The sequence below is a fragment of the candidate division WOR-3 bacterium genome, assembly GCA_039802205.1.
In the GTDB taxonomy this organism is placed as follows: domain Bacteria; phylum Hydrothermota; class Tepidihabitantia; order SM23-42; family JAOAFX01; genus JAOAFX01.
Genome location: JBDRWD010000048.1, coordinates 1 through 21,218, shown reverse-complemented (window position 1 = coordinate 21,218; position 21,218 = coordinate 1). Strand labels below are relative to the sequence as shown.

General features: G+C 44.1%; 20 protein-coding genes. 8 read left to right on the top strand and 12 right to left on the bottom strand.

The genetic code is table 11. The annotated features are described in order from the left end of the window. Positions 1-394, bottom strand: a 394-nt coding sequence (locus tag ABIL39_09325; GenBank protein MEO0166322.1) for a hypothetical protein, incomplete at its 3' end; no start/stop codon positions are given. 299 nt (positions 395-693) lie between these two features. Here ABIL39_09325 and metG point away from each other — a divergent pair. Genes metG through ABIL39_09305 form a run of 4 tightly spaced genes read left to right on the top strand, consistent with a single transcriptional unit; the run spans position 694 to position 5,220 of the window. Then, positions 694-2,664 carry a methionine--tRNA ligase gene (gene metG, locus ABIL39_09320; protein ID MEO0166321.1) on the top strand — a complete coding sequence of 657 codons (1,971 nt, stop codon included), beginning with the start codon at positions 694-696 and terminating at the stop codon, positions 2,662-2,664. Further along, positions 2,661-3,422 carry a TatD family hydrolase gene (locus ABIL39_09315; GenBank protein MEO0166320.1) on the top strand — a complete coding sequence of 254 codons (762 nt, stop codon included), beginning with the start codon at positions 2,661-2,663 and terminating at the stop codon, positions 3,420-3,422. The genes metG and ABIL39_09315 overlap by 4 nt, the downstream gene beginning before the upstream one ends. Next, the gene (gene rsmA / locus ABIL39_09310; GenBank protein MEO0166319.1) at positions 3,423-4,172 is read left to right on the top strand and encodes a 16S rRNA (adenine(1518)-N(6)/adenine(1519)-N(6))-dimethyltransferase RsmA; all 750 of its coding nucleotides are present in this window, start codon (positions 3,423-3,425) and stop codon (positions 4,170-4,172) included. A 1-nt stretch (position 4,173) separates the two neighbouring features. Continuing rightward, positions 4,174-5,220 carry a DUF362 domain-containing protein gene (locus tag ABIL39_09305; protein ID MEO0166318.1) on the top strand — a complete coding sequence of 349 codons (1,047 nt, stop codon included), beginning with the start codon at positions 4,174-4,176 and terminating at the stop codon, positions 5,218-5,220. Here ABIL39_09305 and ABIL39_09300 read toward each other — a convergent pair. The 10 genes from ABIL39_09300 to ABIL39_09255 all read right to left on the bottom strand — a co-directional run bounded on the left by ABIL39_09300 (position 5,217) and on the right by ABIL39_09255 (position 15,295). Further along, a complete protein-coding gene (locus ABIL39_09300; GenBank protein MEO0166317.1) occupies positions 5,217-6,095 on the bottom strand; it encodes an isoaspartyl peptidase/L-asparaginase in 879 nt (292 codons plus the stop codon). The two genes, ABIL39_09305 and ABIL39_09300, sit on opposite strands and share 4 nt — an antisense overlap. Next, positions 6,092-8,155 (bottom strand): clostripain-related cysteine peptidase, encoded by a 2,064-nt coding sequence (locus ABIL39_09295; protein ID MEO0166316.1) that lies wholly within the window; start codon positions 8,153-8,155, stop codon positions 6,092-6,094. The genes ABIL39_09300 and ABIL39_09295 overlap by 4 nt, the downstream gene beginning before the upstream one ends. Positions 8,156-8,184: 29 nt before the next feature. Then, on the bottom strand, positions 8,185-9,393 hold the full coding sequence (locus ABIL39_09290) for an aspartate kinase (protein MEO0166315.1): 1,209 nt from the start codon (positions 9,391-9,393) through the stop codon (positions 8,185-8,187). A 7-nt stretch (positions 9,394-9,400) separates the two neighbouring features. Beyond that, on the bottom strand, positions 9,401-10,378 hold the full coding sequence (locus ABIL39_09285) for a beta-ketoacyl-ACP synthase III (GenBank protein MEO0166314.1): 978 nt from the start codon (positions 10,376-10,378) through the stop codon (positions 9,401-9,403). Continuing rightward, the gene (plsX, locus tag ABIL39_09280) at positions 10,375-11,343 is read right to left on the bottom strand and encodes a phosphate acyltransferase PlsX (protein MEO0166313.1); all 969 of its coding nucleotides are present in this window, start codon (positions 11,341-11,343) and stop codon (positions 10,375-10,377) included. The genes ABIL39_09285 and plsX overlap by 4 nt, the downstream gene beginning before the upstream one ends. A 62-nt stretch (positions 11,344-11,405) precedes the next feature. Beyond that, entirely contained in the window at positions 11,406-11,594 is a 189-nt protein-coding gene (gene rpmF / locus ABIL39_09275; GenBank protein ID MEO0166312.1) for a 50S ribosomal protein L32, read from the bottom strand. A gap of 15 nt (positions 11,595-11,609) precedes the next feature. Further along, complete coding sequence (locus tag ABIL39_09270) at positions 11,610-13,403, bottom strand: glutamate mutase L (protein MEO0166311.1); 1,794 nt, start codon at positions 13,401-13,403, stop codon at positions 11,610-11,612. Next, complete coding sequence (locus ABIL39_09265) at positions 13,384-13,686, bottom strand: hypothetical protein (protein MEO0166310.1); 303 nt, start codon at positions 13,684-13,686, stop codon at positions 13,384-13,386. Before ABIL39_09265 ends, ABIL39_09270 begins: the two co-directional genes overlap by 20 nt. After that, positions 13,674-15,101 (bottom strand): aminomethyl-transferring glycine dehydrogenase subunit GcvPB, encoded by a 1,428-nt coding sequence (gcvPB, locus tag ABIL39_09260; GenBank protein MEO0166309.1) that lies wholly within the window; start codon positions 15,099-15,101, stop codon positions 13,674-13,676. The genes ABIL39_09265 and gcvPB overlap by 13 nt, the downstream gene beginning before the upstream one ends. Then, complete coding sequence (locus ABIL39_09255; GenBank protein MEO0166308.1) at positions 15,101-15,295, bottom strand: DUF6485 family protein; 195 nt, start codon at positions 15,293-15,295, stop codon at positions 15,101-15,103. Before ABIL39_09255 ends, gcvPB begins: the two co-directional genes overlap by 1 nt. 122 nt (positions 15,296-15,417) lie before the next feature. On the opposite strand from ABIL39_09255, the gene ABIL39_09250 reads away from it, so the two are divergent. The 4 genes from ABIL39_09250 (at position 15,418) to nadA (ending at position 20,684) form a co-directional block, all read left to right on the top strand. Then, positions 15,418-16,785 (top strand): RsmB/NOP family class I SAM-dependent RNA methyltransferase, encoded by a 1,368-nt coding sequence (locus tag ABIL39_09250; protein MEO0166307.1) that lies wholly within the window; start codon positions 15,418-15,420, stop codon positions 16,783-16,785. A gap of 38 nt (positions 16,786-16,823) precedes the next feature. Beyond that, positions 16,824-18,851 (top strand): elongation factor G, encoded by a 2,028-nt coding sequence (gene fusA / locus ABIL39_09245; GenBank protein ID MEO0166306.1) that lies wholly within the window; start codon positions 16,824-16,826, stop codon positions 18,849-18,851. Between the two features lie 77 nt (positions 18,852-18,928). Beyond that, positions 18,929-19,786, top strand: a complete 858-nt coding sequence (locus ABIL39_09240; protein ID MEO0166305.1) for a peptidoglycan DD-metalloendopeptidase family protein — start codon at positions 18,929-18,931, stop codon at positions 19,784-19,786. After that, positions 19,761-20,684: a quinolinate synthase NadA gene (nadA, locus tag ABIL39_09235; protein ID MEO0166304.1), complete on the top strand. Its 924-nt coding sequence runs from the start codon at positions 19,761-19,763 to the stop codon at positions 20,682-20,684. Before ABIL39_09240 ends, nadA begins: the two co-directional genes overlap by 26 nt. Positions 20,685-20,770: 86 nt before the next feature. On the opposite strand, the gene ABIL39_09230 is transcribed toward nadA, so the two are convergent. After that, positions 20,771-21,218, bottom strand: a 448-nt coding sequence (locus tag ABIL39_09230) for a transposase (GenBank protein ID MEO0166303.1), incomplete at its 5' end; no start/stop codon positions are given.

Genomic DNA, 21,218 nt, shown 5'->3' with positions numbered 1-21,218 from the left:
CATCTTCCAAGGCCTGCACCGCCCAAACCATCGCCTTGTTCCGCGCCGCCCGATACTCATCCCAACCCAGACCAAGCTCAGGAAGCGCAATGGTTGAACAATGCTCACCCCGCGGATCACCACCACAATGCGAAACCGAATCCAACTCCACATACCCCACCCGATCCTGGGGCTTCTCAAAATGCGGCTCAATTGGAATTTTCTTCTTCAAAACCGAGGCATGCGGATGGGGACGATACCGCCGGGCTATACGATACTGATCTTTGATTGGTTTTAATAACCGCTCAATCGTTGCCGAACTGATGGTGAGTAATAGTTCTTTTATTGCCTGAGCAATTGGTTGTTTTATGGGCTTGAGGTCATGCTGTTCTTCTTCAGGGAATTCGTTAAACACTCTTTCCGGGATACCATTAAAGAGCCAGTCTTGATTGATGGTAATAAAGGCTTTGAGATGGACACTGGATTTTTCTCCTTTTTAATTATTGACCTTTTGGCTTTCATGGTATATACTTCCTCCGGAATGTCTATTGCGATCATAGGGGCTCCTTTCAGGAAATATATACTTGGGAGTCCCTATGTTTTCAAGTACCTGAGTAAGATATTTTATTTTGATTAAATAACCCCATTTCGGTAAGATTATTTTTGATTCAAATCGGATTATTGACATTTTCGCCCGTTTATTTATAATTGGTTATGAAAATCCTTGTCACCAGTGCCTTACCCTATGCTAATGGAGATATTCATTTGGGGCATCTTGCTGGTGCCTATCTTCCCGCTGACATCTATGTGCGGTATCAACGGCTCAAGGGGCGGGATGTGATACATATCTGTGGAACAGATGAACACGGTGTCCCGATTACAGTTCTTGCCGATCAACAGAAAAAAACACCTAAAGAGATCGTCGATTACTATCATGAGTCAATTAAAAAATCTTTCATTGATTTTGGAATTTCCTTTGATAACTTTTCCCGCACCACCATTCCCCTCCATTATCGCCTCGCCCAAGATTTTTTCTTAAAAATCTATAATAAAGGATATATCTATGCAAAAGAGAACGAACAGTTTTACTGCCCCAAGTGTAAAAGATTTTTGCCTGATCGTTATGTGGTCGGCAAGTGTCCACGTTGCGGTATTGACGGTGCAAAGGGCGACCAGTGTGAAGCCTGTGGCCGCTGGCTTGAGCCCTTTCAGTTGATCGAACCCCGTTGTTTGATATGTAATGAAAAACCTGTAAAACAGAAGACCAAACATTGGTATTTCCGATTGTCACAGTTTCAGAATCAGTTGAGCCAGTGGATTGAAGAAAAGAAACACTGGCGGGAAACAGTTTTGACATTTGTCCAAGGCTGGTTAAAAGAAGGATTAGAAGATAGACCTATTACCAGGGATATGAGCTGGGGTGTGCCGGTGCCCCTGGAGGAAGCCCAGGGTAAGGTTTTATACGTCTGGTTTGATGCACCGATTGGTTATATCTCTTCAACAATGGAGTGGGCAATTAATAAAGGAGAACCTGATTTATGGAAAGAATACTGGTTGAATCCGGAGACCAAACTCGTCCATTTTATTGGCAAGGACAATATTGTCTTCCATGCCTTGATCTGGCCAGCGATGCTCATGGCTTATGGCGATTACATCCTCCCTTCAGAAATTCCGGCAAATCAGTTTTTAAATCTGGAAGGAGAAAAACTTTCCACATCCCGGGGCTATGCGATCTGGCTCCCTGAATATCTAAAAGAATTCCCTGCAGATGCACTACGCTATGCCTTGACTCGCAATCTTCCCGAAACCCGAGATGCAGATTTTACATGGCGCGATTTCCAAGCCTGGCATAATAATGAACTCGCCGATATTCTGGGTAACTATATCAACCGTACCCTCACCTTTATTGAAAAATACTACAACTCTAATGTCCCATCAGCCTCGGCATTCACCGAGAATGAAAATCGTATTTTGGAGATGCTCCATCAGGCACCCAAAATAATCGGAGAAAAGATTGAAAATTTTGAATTTAAATCTGCCCTCCAGGAAGTGATGAAGATCGCCCAGGAAGGCAATCGTTATTTTGATAAAGAAGCCCCCTGGATAACGCGCAAGACCAATCCTTTGATTGGCGAACGCACGATGTATATCTGCATGAAGATTGTCACATCCCTGGCAGTGTTGATGGAACCTTTCTTACCTTTCACCGCACAGAAGCTCAAAAAGATGATAAATTTTGTGGAACAGGGCTGGGATAAAATTGCCACCCCGATAGTATCTCCAACAATTGGGAAACCGGAGATTCTGTTTAAGAAGATTGATAATCAGGTGATCGAACTTCAAATTGCGAAATTAAAGGGCCGGGAATGTACGATTGAAGATTTTAATAAATTAGAACTGCGCACTGCCCGGGTTATCACGGCAAAGAGAGTTGAAGGAAGCGACCATCTAATCGTCTGCGAGATTGAAATTGGCGACAAGAAAAAACAGATTGTTGCGGGCATCGGAAAATATTATCAACCCGAAGAACTCATCGGCAAGACGATTATCGTTGTCAACAATCTAAAACCAATCATGCTTAAAGGTGTGCTTTCCGAAGGAATGCTTCTTGCAGCCCAAAATAAAGAGGGACTGGTGCTTTTGACGACCGATAAACCGATCGGTTCCGGTGCCTCGGTTAAGTGATTGATACCCACTGCCATTTAGTTGACCCCCAATTTAGCCATGATTTAGAAGAAGCAATTGAACGGGCCAGGGCAGCAGGTCTTAAATACATAATCAATATCGGTTACGACCTAAACACGAGTATCTCCGCACTACAAATGAATGAAATTTATGACTTCCTACTCCCGGCCGTGGGCATCCATCCAAATGAGTCCGTAGAAGAATCATTAAACCAGATGGAATCAATAGAAACTCTCTTGAGCAACAAACAGGTAGTTGCGATCGGTGAGACCGGGCTTGATTATCACCGCAATTATTCACCACCGGAGGTCCAGGAATCATTATTTCGTTACCACATTAATCTTGCCCGAAGATATAATCTTCCCTTGATTATCCATACTCGAAATTCAATAACCGATGTCCTACGGATATTGGAAGAAGAAAATTACCACCGGGGCGTTTTTCATTGCTATAGTGGCACCTATGAGCAGGCAAAGAAGATAATGGATTTGGGTTTCTATCTCGGTTTTGGCGGTGTTTTGACATTTTCTAAAAATATGCGTGAAGTATTTCTCCGCTTGCCTCTGGATTTCATTCTTTTGGAGACTGATGCCCCTTTTCTCGCCCCGGCAAGCAAACGGGGCCGGAGAAATGAGCCGGCATTCATTCGTGAAATTCTAAATTTTGCATCAGGCCTAAAGGGGTTATCACCGGAACGACTGGAGGGAATTACTGACCAAAATGCGGGTAATTTATTCTCTTTGAAAAGTATAGCATAAATGCCAAGGCGTTTAGGACAACATTTTTTAAATAGTGTATTAGTAGCACGAAAAATAAGTATATTCGCGGGTGTGGAAAATGAAAGTGTCTTAGAAATCGGCGCTGGTAAAGGAATGCTTACCCAGGAACTTGCCAAGGGGGCAAGGTGCGTCTATGCAGTGGAGATCGATCCAAAATATGCAGCAAGCCTCCGTGCCAAGCAGCTTGCCAATGTTGAGGTGATAAATGAAGATTTTTTGAAGATGAATCTGAATCGTTACCAGAATTTGGTGGTGGTCGGGAACATTCCCTACAGTATTACCACCAAAATTTTGGAAAAACTTACCAAGATGCGGAATTGTCTGAAAAGGGCAATATTGACCCTCCAGAAAGAATATGGAGAAAGACTCCTTGCCCAGCCCGGATCCCCTAGTTATAGTTCAATCACCTGCTATATCAATTATTACTTCCAGGTAATCAAAGGATTTCTCATTAAAGCCCGATTTTTTAATCCGCCGCCGAAAGTTGATTCAATCGTCTTAGCATTAATCCCCCATCATCCACCATTTGTTCTGGATGATGAAGTCCAATTTTTTGATTTTGTCAAAGGACTATTTCGCTACCGACGGAAAACCTTGAAGAATGCCCTGATTCACCATCTCGGGACCCTGCCGGATGGATTAAACAGCAAGCTCCTTACCCAAAGACCCGAAAAGTTATCGTTAGTCCAATTCTATGAGTTATACAATAAAGCAAAAACCACTTTTTGAGATGAAAAAATACGTCTATATTGTTGAAGGGGAAGATTTAAACATAGCCATCGCCAAAATATTCGGTTACTTCCCGGAATTGGTTTTGGAGAACAAGAATGTATTTGTCAAACCTAATATGCTGCGCATTGCGCGGCCTGAAGAATGTATAATAACAGACCCTGCCCTGATCGCGGGAGTGGTTGATCATCTAATAAAAAATTCTGCCCATGTAATGGTAGGAGATAACCCCATTCCCCAAAAGGTAAACGAAATTGAAACGGCAAAACAGTGCGGTTTTTACGCGGCAAGCCGCGGCCGGTTTAAAAATGTAGGAAGGTTTGTAAAAAAAGTCAAAATAAAACACCGGAATGTAAAAGAAGTTTATGTCTCCCGGGAGATAATTGAGAGCGAGATATTGATCTCCTTACCGAAATTCAAGACCCACGAATTAACGATTCTCAGCATTGCCATTAAAAATCAATTTGGTATCATCCCCGGCGGTTTGAAACCCCACTTACACTATCAATGTCCAACACTTGACGATTTTTGTGAACTTTTGATTGAAATATATAACATTAAAAAACCTGATTTGATAATCGTGGATGCCTTGAACATCGTTGATGCCCGGGGCAGGAAATATCGATTAAATAAACTCATCGCTGGCACTGATGGATGGGCGGTCGATTATGTCTGTGCACTCATCGCTGGGATAAAACCTGAGGTGTGTCCAGTGCTTAGACTCGGGATAAAAAAAGGGATGCTCAATCCAGAACAGATTGTGATTAAAGAAGAGCTCCCGGCTTTGAAAGGTTTTAAAGTTCCGCTTTCCGCACCGATTAAAAATATCCTTGCTGGCATCGGGAGTCGGGTTTTCGCCCGCATCCAAAATTTCTGGGCACCGGCTTTAAATGTAAATCGCTGTAATCAGTGCCATTCCTGTGCGAATGTCTGTCCTGCACGGGCAATATATGATTTCAAAATTGATTATAAAAAATGTATCAAGTGTTATTGTTGCCTGGAGGTCTGCCCCCAGAATGCCATAAAAAGATACTTAAAGATCATTTAGTAAAAGGATTTCATGATACCATCTTTAATATAACACCAGGACATTGCTTCAGTATTATTGATACATAGGATTTTTCCGTGACGATCAATACCGATCAAACCAGCACGGCATTTCTGGCGTGTGGCATAACTTATCGCCATCTTGCCAGCAACCGGAGCCGAATACTTTTCCATCAGATTGACGGTGCGGAAAGCGAGCAATGTCTTCATGATCATTTCTCCGTGACCTGTCGCCGAAACCCCGCCGAATTTATTTGCATAGGTTCCGGCACCGATGATCGGTGTATCACCGACCCGTCCCGGTAGGTGGAGTGAAATACCGCCGGTGGAGGTACCGACGGTTATCATCCCATTTTTATCGAGCGCCACAACCCCAACGGTTTCATAAAGTTCCTTCAATTGATAAATTTTCGGAAAATATTCACTCTTTAATCTTTTTTTTGCCCGCAGCCACATCCTTTCTTTCTCCTTCGTTTTGGGATTGTGATATTTTATACCACAGAGCCGGGCAAAGCGCAATGCACCCTCACCACACAAAAGCAGATGGTCGGTCTTTTCCATCACCAGACGCGCCACCTGAATGGGATAACGGACATTCTTTATCGCTGCCACTGCCCCAAAATTACCCAGCGAGGTCATGATCGAGGCATCCATTTCCACTTCTCCGGTCAGACCAAGGGTTGAGCCCGTTCCCGCATTAAAAATCGTCGTGTCTTCCAAAACCATTATTGCCCGTTCTACGGCATCAAGACTTGAACCACCATTTTTTAAGATCTCATACCCAATGCTTACTGCCTTTTTTAAACCTTGAGCCCGGCGGTGGGGATAGTTTATACCACCTGCCCCTCCATTAGCAATTATCACCAGATTTTTCATTGTCTCCTCGCTATTTTACCAATTTTATTAATGGTGTTACTTTTTAAAAGCACAAAATACAGACCAGCACTGACAGGTTTTCCTTTTTTGTCCTTACCATCCCAGAAAATTTTTTTGTTTACTATTTCAGAACCAGCAAACCTTTTGACGAGCCTGCCGGTAATGGAGTAGATATAAACTTCCGGTTGAATGCCATCGGGATAATCAAGAATAATTTCGCAATTATCTAAAAAGGGGTTGGGAATGGAATAAGGAACCGCGTAGTCGACGATATTTAGCGAAACGAAATTAGAAAGATTTCCCTCGTTATTGTAAAGGTCCAGGGGATAAACTCCATAATAATACTTGCCTTTTAATTTATTATAGACATATAAAGCGGTATCGGTGAGGTCATATCTGACATACCGTCCGGAAGCAAGATTGTATAACCTTATCCGATCAATATAAACACCACCGTTATTTATACTCCCGTTGGTGCGATAATAAAATCTCAGCGGCCCGTTTCCCGGGGGAAGAACCATCCGGATATTCTGCCAGCTACCCGATCGTCCATAAAAAACTGCCTTTTTGGTCTCCCATTCCACGAGAAAAGAATCAACCCGGTCTTCGGTATTGTAAAAGAGATAAAAATCAAGAAGCCCCAAGGTCTCAATCCGAAAAACATTCTTTGTGACCAAGGTATTATTGAGATTACTACTATTGCCTGAAAAGAATGAACCATTCCCCTCGTAAGCGAAATTGCTCACGAGCGTAAAACCGTTAAAAAACCAGTGCACAGAGTCTTCACAGTTATCATAAAAAATTAAAATTGTATCATTGCATTCAACGAGATTGTAGAATACCGGAGCAAGGTCGAAGGATGGAGTCCAGAAAAGGCGGAAGTCGTTATCCCGACCCGGACCGCTGGCTGATAAAATGCAAGTCGTTGGTCTTATATCATCTTCTCCATAAAACCAGTTCAGAAATTGTGGCCAGTGCGATTCGCGGTAACTCAATAATGTATACAAATCAACAAGATTTTTGAATTCTGGATAGCGATCTGGAAACCAGGCGGTGATGCCACTTACCCGGGCAAGACCGGCTCCCCAGGCTTCAGATTTAAGCACGGTGGTATTATAGGCGGTTACCAACTCGCTTGTTTCTTTCGTTGCCCGATATTCATTTAATAATCTTAAAAAATCACCCAGATCGATAAAATCATCTTCTGGATGCGGCTCAGGATTAAATAAGGAAATGGTTTGAACCTGATTGCGGATATTTTTGAAACCCGGGTCTGGAGGATTTTTGAGCAAAAGGTCGATATTGGTCTTTAAAGTTGCTATTAAACGGTTAAGATTCTGGAGGTCCACGAGCGAAAGGGCGGATGGTTGATCAGAATAATAGTTCCGACAGATCTCAATGATGCTCATGCCCAATTTCTGTTCATCTATTTTAGGATTTATTTTAAAATTGTAGAGAATATGCTCATAGGGAAATCCCGCAATCGGCCAGACCGTCTGAGGCGCAATGCAGAACCGGGCATAATCCTTTAATTCGGTTAATATCTCACTCTGCTGCATATTGCAGGCATCAAAACCGATCAGATTTAATCGCTTACCGGTGATTTCATAGAATCCTTTTAATGCGCGCCGGAGATCGCCCCGGGCAATGCTCAGTTCGCTTCCGGCAGACCAATCACTCCCGAAGGTTCTTCGCGGTGCCAGGGTCCAACCTGTGCCGTGATCCCAGAGGATGAGGAAATACCTCCGGGCAGGAAAAAGCATCACCCCCCATACCAGAAAATCCTGCAGGGTGTGCCAATCACACATATCAATCAAGCCCATTTCGCCGAGATTGTAGAGGGTATCTTTGCCAACATAATAACGACAGGCACCAATATCGGGTTTATCAACCTGTACCAAAATGGCAAAATTTTCATCGGCACCGATGTTTTTCATCTCCACGATATCACTATCGGCAAAAGCACTGAGTGCATTATCTGCAGCCATGTATACTAATACTGTCCACTCCCGAGCCAGTAATGTCAAGGGCAGGATCCCGATGAATAAAAAATTACGCACGGGTTATTTTATTGAAATAAATTTTTCTGTCAATCTTTCAATTTGAATTTGGCTAAAAGAGTATTGATGGCGTTTTCCAAATACCTTTTCTTTAAAAAAATATTGATTGATAATTCCGAGGTGGTGACGGCCTCAATGTGGATTTTTACCCGGGCAAGCTCCCGGAAAATTTCCGCGAGGATTTTATGTTCTGACCCGATTCCAAAACCAATGAGGCTTAATGAACAGATATCCAGTGATTCTTTGATTTCGGTTATCCTTAATCTTTTCACCAACCGGTCGATGATCTTTTTTACCTGATCCCTCTCTTCCAAGGGGGTGATAAATGATAGATCAAATTTAGGTGCTTCAGAAATCCCATGGAAGAAAAATTTTAAGTGCACTCCACCATTAGTCAACTCTGCCGTGATCTGGGAGAGATAGGCTGGATTTTTGGGCACCTGGACAAGGGTTATCAAGTAAAGATCTTCGGTATGAGTGATCGCCTTAGGTTTAGGATGCTCCATGCCCGAAAGTTGGGTGATGAGGGTTCCGGGTTTATTGGTGAAACTGTTACGTACTTCAATGGGAACCCCAAAACGAGCACCAATTCCGGTTGCCCGGGGATGTAATACTTTAGCACCCCGACTGGCAAGTTCCAGCATCTCTTCGTAAGAAATTCTTTTGATCTTCTTCACTCCTGGAAATCGGTTAGGGTCCTCAGTAAATACCCCGTCTACATCGGTATAAATTATACATTTCTGCGCATTTAATGCCGCAGCCAGTGCCACTGCTGTTGTATCCGAACCTCCCCGACCCAGGGTTGTAATCTCCTTTTCAAAACTCACTCCCTGAAATCCACAGACCACTGGAACAAAACCGTGGCTGATAGCATTCTTCAGACGCTCTCCTTTGATCTCAATGATCCGGGCATCGGTGTGTCGGTTGTCAGTGATAATCCCCACTTGCGAACCCGTAAATGAAATAGCCTGGACATTAAATTTGTGGAGTGCCATCGTAAATAATGCTACTGAAATCCTTTCTCCGGCAGTGAGGAGCATATCCATCTCTCTGGCCCGGGGATTTTCCGTGATCTGTTTTGATAGCTGAATCAATTCATCGGTGGTATGACCCATTGCGGAAACGACCACAACTACATCACTCGTTTGTTTCAACCGTGCAACCCGGCGGGCGGCCCTCTTTATGAGTTCGGCATTCGCTACCGAGGTGCCGCCAAATTTTACTACCGTAAGTGCCATTTTGATTTTACATCTGGATGAGGACTCCACCCCAGGTGAAGCCGGCACCAAAAGCCACCATCAGGACATAATCACCTTTCTTTATCCGACCTTCGGCCCGGGCTTCTGCAAGGGCAATAGGGATGGAAGCCGCTGAGGTGTTACCATAGCGGTGAAGATTCACATAGACTTTTTCCATCGGTATCTCCAGTCGCTTAGCCGTGGCTTCAATGATCCGAATGTTAGCCTGATGGGGTATCAATAAGGCGATGTCCTTGGAAGAAAGATTCGCCTTCTGTAAGGTTTTTATTGCCGATTCAATCATTGCCCGGACTGCAAGTTTGAAGACCTCATTCCCTTCCATCTTAATATAGTGCAGGCGGTTTTTGACGGATTCTTCTGAAGCTGGAATTCTTGAACCTCCCGCGGGTTGGTGGAGAAGTCTCCAGTCTGAACCATCCGCCGCAAAGTAGGAGGCAATTATTCCGCAGTCTGCATCGTTGGTCTTCTTTATCACCGCGGCACCTGCGCCATCACCAAATAATACACAGGTTGCCCGGTCGGTGAAATCCATCACCTTACTCAATGTCTCGGCACCGATCACGAGAATATTATTGTAGCCATTTTTTATCATCGCCTCAGCAATCCCTAAGCCATAGATAAATCCGCTACAACCTGCCGATATATCAAATGCCATGATTTGCCGTGCCCCAAGTCGGCTCTGGACAATACAGGCAGTGGAAGGGAAAAGCATATCCGGAGTGGCTGTTCCCAGGATGATCGCATCAATCTCCTCAGGTTTGGTCTGCGCATCTTCTAATGCCCTTTGGGCAGCAATGACCGCCAGATCACTGGTAGCTTTATCCGCATCAGCGATCCGCCGCTCTTTTATTCCGGTGCGAGTAGTTATCCACTCATCCGAAGTCTCCACAATTTTTTCCAGATCAAAATTGGTTAAGATTTTTTCGGGTACATATGTACCAAGACCAGCAATGTAAGCTCTCATTTTTTCATCACCTTTCTTATCTCCTCAATAATATTTGATGCTACACAGCCTTTTGCCATGAGAATGGCATTTTTTAAAGCAAGGGGTGAAGAATGGCCGTGGCAGATGATCACCACCCCATTGACCCCAACCAGTATACCGCCCCCGTATTCTTCATAACTGAATTTTGCCTTTAAATCCTTCATCGCCGGTTTTACGAGAAATTGACCGAATCTCCGCCGCATCGCAGCATCTACCGTTTCCCTGAGCATATTCCAGAGGGCATCGACGATACCTTCCGAATATTTCAAAAGAACATTGCCAGTAAAACCATCGGTAACTATTACATCGACAAATCCCTTCATCAAGTTATTCCCTTCTATATTACCCACAAAGTTTGCAATCCCTTCTTTTAATAACTGGTATGCCTTCTGCCTTATCTCATCGCCTTTCATGCTTTCAGAGCCTACATTAAGAAGTCCCACCCTGGGATTCTCTTTTTTTAACACAATCCGGGCCAGAACCGAACCCATGACGCCATAGTAAAGGAGATCGACTGGTTTGGGTTTGATATTTGCACCGACATCAATAACGATCGAATACCCGGATTGGGTGGGGAAAGTGATCGCCAATCCTGGTTTGGTATTCTCTTCAATCGTTCCCAGTTCAAAGAAACTGAAGCCCATTATCGCACCGGTATTACCAGCACTCACCAAGGCATCAATCTCATTTCTTTTGAGCATTGTAAAAAGCACCCCGAGCGATGAGTTACGTTTCTGTCTAACCGCCACACTCGGAATTTCATGCATGCCCACGACTTCTTCGGCAATACAGTATTCGAAACCTAAGTTGCGCACCTCCATTTCATAATCACCCTTACCCACGACGATGATTTCACTTCGGATATCTTCTTTTAAGAGTTTTAAAGCCTCAATCTCAACATGGGGGGAACCATCTGACCCCATTAGATCAAAACCGATTTTCATTTTTCAGCAGATAATTGGGGAAAACGATTTTGAAGACTTTCCATTTTTGCGCGGGCTTCAAATTAAGACTTTTCTTCTTTGGGGGCAACAATTAAAGTATCTTTATAGGTGCCACAGACCGGGCAGACCCGATGCGGCAATTTTGGACTGTGGCATTTTGGACATTCAATATATTGCCTTGGCGTCATCTTGAATTGAGAACGCCTTTTATTCTTTCTGGAATGTGAATGTCTTCTTTTGGGAACAGGCATAGTTTCGTCTCCTTTTTACTCAGGATACATCCGCACCGCACTGAACCATTTTCTCAATAACTCAATCCGTTTCTTCTTATCTTCGGGAAGTATGAAAGGTCGACCCCGGCAATCGATGATGATGCCGACAACACCTCCCTGGAGTTCAGCTTCCAAAACTTTTCCCTTACCATTGCCCACATCAAAACCCCGCTCTGGATGGAGTACAACCTTTATTTTCTTATCGACCGGGACCGGAATCAACTCTATCTCTCCATATTTCATAACTTTTTCACTCGTTCCCTTTTCGTCAATGATCTTTATTTTTAATACATTCACACCTTCCCTACCTTCACCTACGGGTGCGATGCAGTAGCCTAAAGGCACAAGACAGTCTTTATTAAATACCTCGGTCGCAGATTGTTCATGGACTGTAGAAAGAACACCCAGATGCGGCATCATGAATATGGAATCAACCGCCAGTTTGGTTATGCCCTGTGGGAGGAAGGCATCGATCATCATCATTGCTGCCTGATTCCGACGTGGGGCATGGGAAAGAATCCCGCCCGAACCGATCAAAAGATTCAAAGCCATAAGATCGATCAGCGTTTCCCCAGTCATTGTCTGGGCAAAGGTGTCGGAGATCGTCCTTTCCTGTTGAATACCTTTTAATCCCACAGCCATTGACTTATGCTGCTCAAAAGCCAGACTAAGTGCCTCTCGGGCGATTGCCTGCTCAATCTTTAAGTCCTCAAGGGTATGGGGAATGGTAGTGGGTCTTATCATCTTATTCCGGATTCGATTACGCAGGTCTCGTTCCTCAATCTCAAAGGGCAGCCAGCGCATTATGTTTTCTATCCCGGTCTCGGCAAGAACATTGCTTATGGAATAAGACATACCCAAATTGGCACTCACCGTCCGGTTGAAGACACCCTGGAAAACTGAGAAGACATCGGTCGTAGCACCACCGATGTCTACCCCGATCACCGTGATATTTTCTTTACGTGCTACTGTTTCCACAAGTAAACCGACTGCACCAGGTGTAGGCATTATAGGAACGTCGGTCATCTCCATGAGTTTCTTATAGCCCGGGGCATGAGCCATCACATGCTCCATGAATAAATCGTGAATCTTGTGGCGGGCAGGATTGAGGTTCTCGCGTTCCAGCACCGGCCGGATGTTTTCCACAATCACCAATGCAGTATTCTCTTTCAGAATATCAAGTATCGCCTGCCGCGCATCTTTGTTACCTGCATAGATCACGGGCAATTTGTATCCGATACCAAACCGGGGTTTGGGATCAGCGGCCCTTATCAATTCCGCCAGTTCCACCACATGGGAAATGGTTCCTCCATCAATGCCTCCGGAAAGTAGAATCATATCCGGTCTCAGGTTCCTGATCCTTTCGATCTTTTCATGGGGTAACCGGCCATCATTGGAGGCAATCACATCCATGACAATCGCGCCGGCGCCAAGTGCTGCCCGGGCTGCACTTTCTGCGGTCATGGTCAAAACCACACCCGCTACCATCATCTGGAGACCACCACCTGCCGAAGAGGTGGAGACATAAAAATCAACGCCTTCAGAACCCTTAACTCCTTTGATGATATGCTCCCCATCAAGGATTTTCACATTGGCGAGTTCTTCCACTTCGCGTACCGCGTTTAAAACCCCTTTGGTGACATCCTCAAAGGGCGATTCTACGGTCGTAGGTGCCTCACCCCGGACGATAAGACGGTATTCCTCACCTCTTTTTTCAATTAAGATCGCCTTGGTAGTGGTGCTGCCGCAATCTGTTGCGAGAATTCTTTTAGGATCTTTTACGTTCATGTCGTTCCTCCTCAAGCTGCTCAATAGCACAGATCAAGCGTTCAATGTTATTCCGGTCTTCAAGCATTGCAGCAATCTCTTCGTATTCCTGATATGAAAAAAATGCTCGATAAAATGGTTGCATAAATATCATCAATTGATTGCCCAAAAATGTTAAGGGCTTTGAAGACTCCAGAAAAACAATCGCAACCGGTGATAATCTCAAATCAACAATCTTTTGGGCAATCTTGTTGATTAAAAAATTTCTCCTTTCTTCAGTTATTTCAAACCTTATCTCTTCCATCTTAACTTTAAATCCTTTACCGCTTTGACTTCATCGAGCCGACGGACCGGAGTATTATGGGGTGCGGTCTTCAAAATCTCGGGGTTCGTCTTTGCCTCATGGACAATTTGAATCATCGCTTCAATAAACCTTTCCAGGGTCTGTATGGATTCGCTTTCGGTGGGTTCGATCATCAATGCCTCGCTCACGATGAGAGGGAAGTAAATGGTCGGAGCATGGAATCCATAGTCTAAAAGCCGCTTTGCTACATCAAGAGTACGCACCCCGTATTCTTTCAAATTCTTTCCTGAAAGAACCCCCTCGTGCATACAGAAACCAGGGTATGGTAAATGGTAATGATCTTTTAACGATTGGATTATATAATTTGCGTTTAAAATCGCGGCCCGGGAGATGTCTTTGAGCCCTTCTTCCCCGACCATACGGATAAAGGTATACGCGCGCACCATGACCAGAAAATTACCATAAAATGAGTGGACCTTTCCTATGGTGTCGGGTAAGTCATAATCCAGGTAGAATTCCTCGTTCTTTTTTCTTATCACCGGTACCGGTAGAAAGGGTTCAAGAATATTGCGGACTGCGACCGGGCCTGACCCAGGACCTCCTCCACCATGGGGTGTGGAGAATGTTTTGTGGAGGTTAAAATGGACCGCATCAAAACCAAGGTCTCCAGCTCGCACAAGACCGAGCAGGGCGTTCAGATTTGCTCCATCCAGATAAAGCAACCCGCCACGGGAATGGACAATCTCGGCGATTGTTTTGATATTTTTTTCAAAAAGTCCCAAGGTATTGGGATTGGTAAGCATCAAACCTGCTACTTCTTCGTTCATCAACGCGTTAAGCCGGTTTATATCCACCAATCCCTGGGCATCGGAATTAATGGTTACCGGTTTAAACCCGGAAAAATTGACACTCGCGGGATTGGTGCCATGGGCTGAGTCGGGGATGAGGATATATTTGCGCGGCTCACCTTTTTTCTTGAAATACGCCTTGAACATGCTTATGGCGGTAAATTCACCGTGGGCACCGGCTGCTGGTTGCAAGGTTATCGCATCAAGATTGACGATCCTTTTTAAATATTCCCCGAGTTCATACATCAATCTTAAGGCACCCTGAACCGTCTTTTCAGGCTGGAGGGGATGGAGATGCGTAAAACCAGGATACCGCGCAGTCTCCTCGTTGATCTTGGGATTGTACTTCATCGTACAGGAACCGAGGGGATAAAAGCCTTTATCCACATGGTGGTTCAGGATCGAAAGGTTTACAAAATGGCGGACAATTTCAGGCTCACTCAACTCCGGAAGTTCAGCAGGTTTCTTGCGTTGGTATTGGGCAGGTAATTCAGCTGTTGGCACATCCAGGTCAGGGAGGGAGTATCCTTTTCTGCCGGGTTTGGAAATCTCAAAGATAAGTTCCATCAATATCCTAAGGTTTTAATAAACCTCTCAAAAGAACGATCATAAGTCTTTTCCACATCCGGTGGGAAACAGCACGCGGGCAATTCCCTGTGTTTTAAATGATATCTTAAACATTCGCAACACCGGCCTTTCCGGGCGCAAGGTTCATAGGTGCAAATACAATCTTTTTTGTTTTTTGTCAAGGTGCATTCCATGGGGAATTATATCTATTTTTGGATTGGTGTCAATAATCCGATAGTATTTGCTTTTTCGGTGGCGGAAAAAATAAAGCTCTCCTTTCTCCTTGACTAATTTTCTTTAATCTTTATAATGGAGCATGGAAATTGAAGAACTCTATAGGCGTTATGAAGGGATAATACCCGATTTTAAGGATTTTCTTGAATTCATTAATAAACCCCTGCGCATCTCTATCCGTTTGAATACCCTTAAAGCCCGACGCGAAACCCTGCTCGGTCTCTTTAAAGAGTTCAATCTAAAACCTCTTAAGTTTTATAATGACGGCTATGTTCTTGAAAATGGTCACAGGATCGGTAATCATTACCTCCATCAATTGGGATTTTGCTACATCCAGGAAATAGCCTCAATGATTCCGGCGCTCGTTTTGGACCCGAAACCAGAGGAAGTGGTGCTTGATCTTTGCGCCGCACCGGGTTCCAAAACAACCCAGATTGCTCAGCTGATGGCAAACCAGGGATTGCTCGTTGCTAATGAAGTAGATTATAAGAGAGTCTCTAGCCTCATCCACAATGTGAAAAAGTGTGGGTTGATTAACGAAGCGATCATCTCCATCCCTGGAGAAAAGATGGGCGAGGTTCTGCCCAATTATTTTGATAAAATCTTACTCGATGCCCCGTGCTCCGCAGAGGGAACGATAAGAAAATCGAAAAAAGTCCTGTTCCACTGGGGTTTGAAAAATATCCAGAAGATGGCACGCATCCAGAAAGGACTGATCGTCTCCGCATTCCGTGCGCTTAAACCAGGAGGCACCATGGTTTATTCCACCTGCACGATTGCGCCCGAAGAAAACGAAGGGGTGGTTGATTACCTCTTAAAAAAATTTCCGGATGCTGAATTATTACCGATAAACCTGAATGGTTTTAAATTTCGTTCTGGAATCACTGCCTGGGAAAAAGAAATATACGATGCGCGCGTTAAAAATTGTGTAAGAATTCTACCACAGGATAACGACACCGCACCCTTCTTCATCGCCCGGATCACAAAACTCGGTCTGCCCCAGTTCCGTCCTGGTTATCATGGTAAGATCGAACAACAGTATAGGATCATTGAGATGCTCAACCGAGAGTATGATATTCCAATCAGTAACTTCACCAATTTTGCTATCTTCCCCCGAAAAGAAAAATACTTTATTGCCACACCCGAGAGCTATGCCTTCATTGAGATTCCGGCACTCCGAAAAGGATTGGAAGTGGGAAAGGTTTACGGTGGGAACTTGAAACCGGATAATGACTTTATCCAGATATTTGCCTTGGAGGCACGGAAAAATACTATTGAGGTAAAGGAATGGGAATTAAAGAAGCTCCTCAGGGGTGAGAGTATAAAAAAGCAAAACGGCTTCGGTGAATTTGTAATACTCACTTTCAAAGGCATTCCAGTGAGCGTGGGGCATGCTCATAACGATGAAATAAAATCCACGGTGAAAAGAGCCCGGAGAATTAAAGAATAGTCTTGAATGGATCCGACGCCTGAGTATAATAATAACCCATGCTTGATTTAAAATTGATAAGAAATATTGGCCTTGCCGCCCATATCGATGCGGGCAAGACTACGACCACCGAACGGATATTATTCTACACCGGCAAGATCCGGAAGATAGGTGAGGTGGATGAAGGATCAGCGACGATGGATTGGATGCCCCAAGAACGGGAACGGGGAATCACCATCACCGCTGCTGCCACCACCGTATACTGGAAGGAACACCGGATAAATATCATAGATACTCCCGGTCATGTGGATTTCACAATTGAGGTAGAACGCTCAATGAAGGTTCTGGATGGTTTGATCGCTATTTTCTGTGCGGTAGGTGGTGTCCAGCCCCAGAGCGAGACGGTCTGGCGCCAGGCTGATCGCTATCGGGTACCCCGGATTGCATTTGTTAATAAAATGGACCGGATTGGTGCGGATTTTTATCGGGTCATCAAGCAGATGAAGGATAAACTTTCTTTAAAACCAATCATTTTACAGATTCCCCTCGGTTCCGAAGATAAATTCCAAGGGGTGATTGACATCGTAGAAGAAAAGGCGATCTACTGGGATGACCCAGAAGGTCTCCATTACCATAATGAGACGATCCCCAAAGAGTATCAGGCAGAAGTAAAGGAATTACGGATTGAACTTTTGGAAACACTCGCAGAATATGATGAAGATATTTTTGAAAGTTACTTTAAAGATCTGCCGGTAGCCGAAGAAAAGATAAAAGAAGTGATAAGAAAAGGCACAATCAATCTCCATTTTTACCCAGTCTTCTGCGGGAGTGCACTCCGCAACCGGGGTATCCAACCCCTTATTGATGCGGTCATTGATTATCTTCCCTCACCCATCGACCTCCCTCCGATGAAAGGTGAAAATCCCGAAACTGGGAAGATAGAAATTCGCGAACCCTCACCTGATGCTCCATTTTCGGCGTTACTCTTTAAAGCCCAGTCTGATCCCCATCTTGGACTGCTCTATTACATCCGGGTCTATTCCGGCACGATAAAAAGTGGTGATAAAGTCCGTGTTTTTCCTCCTGACCGCGTGGACCGGGTGGCGAGGCTTTATTTGATGCATGCCAACAAAAGAGATGAAGTCTCCCAGTTGAGCGTAGGCGAGATTGGCGTTGTGACCGGAATTCGGGAATCGCGTACTGGCTACACACTATGCGACTCCAGACATCCCATCACCTTTGAACCCATGCAGTTCCCGGAGCCAGTGATTTTTGTCTCCCTGGAACCTCGTACAAAAATGGATGATGCAAAACTTGATGATGCCTTACGATATATCCAGGTGGAAGATCCAACTTTCAAAGTCAAGACCGATGAGGAAACTGGGCAGCGGATAATCTCGGGCATGGGTGAACTCCATCTGGAGATTATCACCGATAGATTAAAAAGAGAATTCGGGGTGGAGTGTTATGTAAGCAAACCCCAAGTCTCTTACCGGGAGACCATCACCCGGACGGCAATTGCTGAGGGTCGGTTTATCAAACAAACCGGGGGTAAAGGACAGTTCGGAGTCGTGAAACTTCAGTTGAGTCCGAAACCGAACGAAGGGATTGCGATCATCAATAAAATCAGCGAAGGTGTTATTCCTAAACAGTTTATTCCGGCGATCGAAAAAGGAATAAGGATGCAGTGTGAAACCGGCATATTTATGGGATATCCGATCACCAATATCGAGGTGGTAATCATTGATGGTGCCTACCATCCCGTTGATTCCTCAGAACTTTCTTTTCAAATTGCCGCCCAAATGGCGATGCGTGAGGCATTCTTAAACGGCAACCCAATCCTGCTTGAACCATATATGTCGCTCGAGATTATCGTGCCCGAAGAATATTTAGGTGATGTTCTCAATGACTTAAATGCCCGTAAAGCCCAGATCGTAAATATCGAGACGAACAAAAAAGAAAAAATCATCACGGCTACTTTGGCATTAGCTAAATCCTTTGGTTATGCTACCGATCTCCGATCCCTCACCCAAGGACGAGGGACATACACCATGCAATTCTCCCACTATGCACCCAAAGAGGAATAATGGAATCAGATCATGAATCGGTCTTAAAAACCTTGACTTCGAAGATATTAACAGTAAAATTAGCGTAAGGAGCGTTTGTGGAAATCATCGTCATCGATGAAAAAGAGAACAAGATTTTTAACCTCTCAATTAGTTGGGGAATTTTTTGTTTAATTATCTGTTTTATCAGTGCTACGATTATTTTATTTATTTATGGAATAGTAAATTTTACTCGCACCCGGATCGACTACAAGCGCTTGCATCTTTTGACCCAGGAAAATGCCCTTGTGCGTCAAGAGCTCGGTGAGATGGAAAAAAATTTTAAAGAACTCGCCTATCAACTCAGCTACCTTATTGAGAAAGATACCACCATGAAATATTTTGCTCATCTTATCCCAGTGGAGAGCCTGATAAATAACCAGATTCACGAAAAGATGGTGCAGGATTTAACAGAGAAAGAAAAAGAACTTGAGACATTGATTAAAATCGCAGAAAACCAGTATACCACGCAACAGGCACTCGTTGAGTATTTAACTAATAAAGAGCGGCATCAATGGATACCTTCCATCATTCCGGTGAATGGCTGGTTTATACGTGGCTATGGCTATTTCCATGACCCGTTCACCGGTTTAATCCGCATGCACGAAGGGATTGATATTGCCGCACCCGAAGGAACCCCGATTGTCGCCACAGCAAATGGCGTGGTAAAAAAAGTGCAAAGAGACCACAGTTTGGGGATCAGCATAGAGATTGAACATCAAGAGGGCTGGAAGACGATTTATGCCCATTGCCAGCGTTCTGCTGTCAGTGAAGGACAAGTAGTAAAAAGAGGCGAAGTAATCGGCTATGTAGGCACCACGGGCAAAACTACTGGTCCCCATCTCCATTATGAGATAAGAATAAATGGAATACCGGTGGATCCGCTCGATTATGTCATCATCAATCCTACCCCATAACGAAATAATTAAAAAGATTGCAGAATTAAAAAAACAGAAAAATGCGGTGATACTTGTCCATAATTATCAACCACCTGAAATCCAGGATATCGCTGATTACCTCGGTGATTCCCTGGAGCTTGCCCGGATTTCTAAGAGTGTTTCGGCATCGGTAATTGTATTTTGCGGGGTTCATTTTATGGCTGAGACTGCCAAGATTTTTAATCCCGACAAAAAGGTGCTGATGCCAGATATCCATGCTGGCTGTCCGATGGCGAACATGATCGATCCATGGCGGTTGAAAAAAGAAAAAGAGAAATATCCAGTGGCGGGTGTGATTACTTACATCAATTCCACCGCTGAGGTCAAGGCCCTTTCTGATATCTGCTGCACATCGGCGAATGGTGTGAAAGTTGCCCGGGCAATTGAAAAAGAAGAAATTTTGTTTGTTCCCGACAAATATCTTGGGAGCTACGTAGCACGCCAAGTTCCTGAGAAAAAATTTCATCTGTATAATGGCTATTGTCCTACCCATATGCTCTTCACTCGGGAGGGAATTTTAAAATTAAAAGAAAAATATTCCGATGCCCAGGTCCTGGTCCATCCTGAATGTCGCCTTGAAGTCCAAGAAATTGCTGATGCGATATGTTCTACCTCGCAGATGCTCACCTTTGCTCAAAAAAGTCCCGCGCAAAGATTTATCATCTGTACAGAGGTTGGTCTGCTTTATCGCCTGAAAAAAGAAAATCCACAAAAAGAATTTATTCCCGGCAACCCCCATGCCCTCTGTCCGAATATGAAGCTTACTACCTTGGAAAAAGTCCTCTGGGCACTTGAAGATATGAAATATGAAGTAACGGTGCCCGAAGAAATAAGGGTGAAAGCCCTCCAGGCAATAGAAAAAATGATTTCAATATAAACGGGACACGTCTTTCATCAAAATAAAATCTTACCCAAATTAAATTTAGATTCTCAGGCGAATAAGAGTATAGTTTTAGAATTGAATTAATCATGCTCTTTACTCCTGTGATTATATCTCTTTCTATGAACTCGGTCAAGTTTCTTTTGCAATTTGATTATCCTTGCTAAGAGCTCAAAGTAAGAAAGATTTGCTTTACGCTCACGCAACTCTTGTTTCTTCTCTTCACGAATCTTAGGACAATTCAAAGCCCGATTGTATGGCGTATCAATATCATAGGTCTTATAAACCTTACCACCAACCCGCACCTTCTTCTGCAGCATCATCTTGGGAATGAAATAATTATGCAAGGTGGAAATCAACGGCATCAACTCTCTTAAAATCTCATACTCTGCATCCGTATCATAACGACGATAACCCACATACGAACGCACCAAGGTAAAATTACGACTCTCCGCCACTGGATTATCATTCTTGTGATACGGACGCGAACGCACAACCCGAATCCCATGCTTCAACGCAAACTCCATCACC

What these genes read in the sequence shown, in the direction of transcription:
- metG (MEO0166321.1), top strand. Translation starts at nt 694, where the DNA reads ATGAAAATCCTTGTCACCAGTGCCTTACCCTATGCTAATGGAGATATT.
- rsmA (MEO0166319.1), top strand. Translation starts at nt 3,423, where the DNA reads ATGCCAAGGCGTTTAGGACAACATTTTTTAAATAGTGTATTAGTAGCA.
- ABIL39_09305 (MEO0166318.1), top strand. Translation starts at nt 4,174, where the DNA reads ATGAAAAAATACGTCTATATTGTTGAAGGGGAAGATTTAAACATAGCC.
- ABIL39_09300 (MEO0166317.1), bottom strand. Translation starts at nt 6,095, where the DNA reads ATGAAAAATCTGGTGATAATTGCTAATGGAGGGGCAGGTGGTATAAAC.
- ABIL39_09290 (MEO0166315.1), bottom strand. Translation starts at nt 9,393, where the DNA reads ATGGCACTTACGGTAGTAAAATTTGGCGGCACCTCGGTAGCGAATGCC.
- ABIL39_09285 (MEO0166314.1), bottom strand. Translation starts at nt 10,378, where the DNA reads ATGAGAGCTTACATTGCTGGTCTTGGTACATATGTACCCGAAAAAATC.
- plsX (MEO0166313.1), bottom strand. Translation starts at nt 11,343, where the DNA reads ATGAAAATCGGTTTTGATCTAATGGGGTCAGATGGTTCCCCCCATGTT.
- rpmF (MEO0166312.1), bottom strand. Translation starts at nt 11,594, where the DNA reads ATGCCTGTTCCCAAAAGAAGACATTCACATTCCAGAAAGAATAAAAGG.
- ABIL39_09270 (MEO0166311.1), bottom strand. Translation starts at nt 13,403, where the DNA reads ATGAACGTAAAAGATCCTAAAAGAATTCTCGCAACAGATTGCGGCAGC.
- ABIL39_09265 (MEO0166310.1), bottom strand. Translation starts at nt 13,686, where the DNA reads ATGGAAGAGATAAGGTTTGAAATAACTGAAGAAAGGAGAAATTTTTTA.
- gcvPB (MEO0166309.1), bottom strand. Translation starts at nt 15,101, where the DNA reads ATGGAACTTATCTTTGAGATTTCCAAACCCGGCAGAAAAGGATACTCC.
- ABIL39_09255 (MEO0166308.1), bottom strand. Translation starts at nt 15,295, where the DNA reads ATGGAATGCACCTTGACAAAAAACAAAAAAGATTGTATTTGCACCTAT.
- ABIL39_09250 (MEO0166307.1), top strand. Translation starts at nt 15,418, where the DNA reads ATGGAAATTGAAGAACTCTATAGGCGTTATGAAGGGATAATACCCGAT.
- fusA (MEO0166306.1), top strand. Translation starts at nt 16,824, where the DNA reads ATGCTTGATTTAAAATTGATAAGAAATATTGGCCTTGCCGCCCATATC.
- nadA (MEO0166304.1), top strand. Translation starts at nt 19,761, where the DNA reads ATGTCATCATCAATCCTACCCCATAACGAAATAATTAAAAAGATTGCA.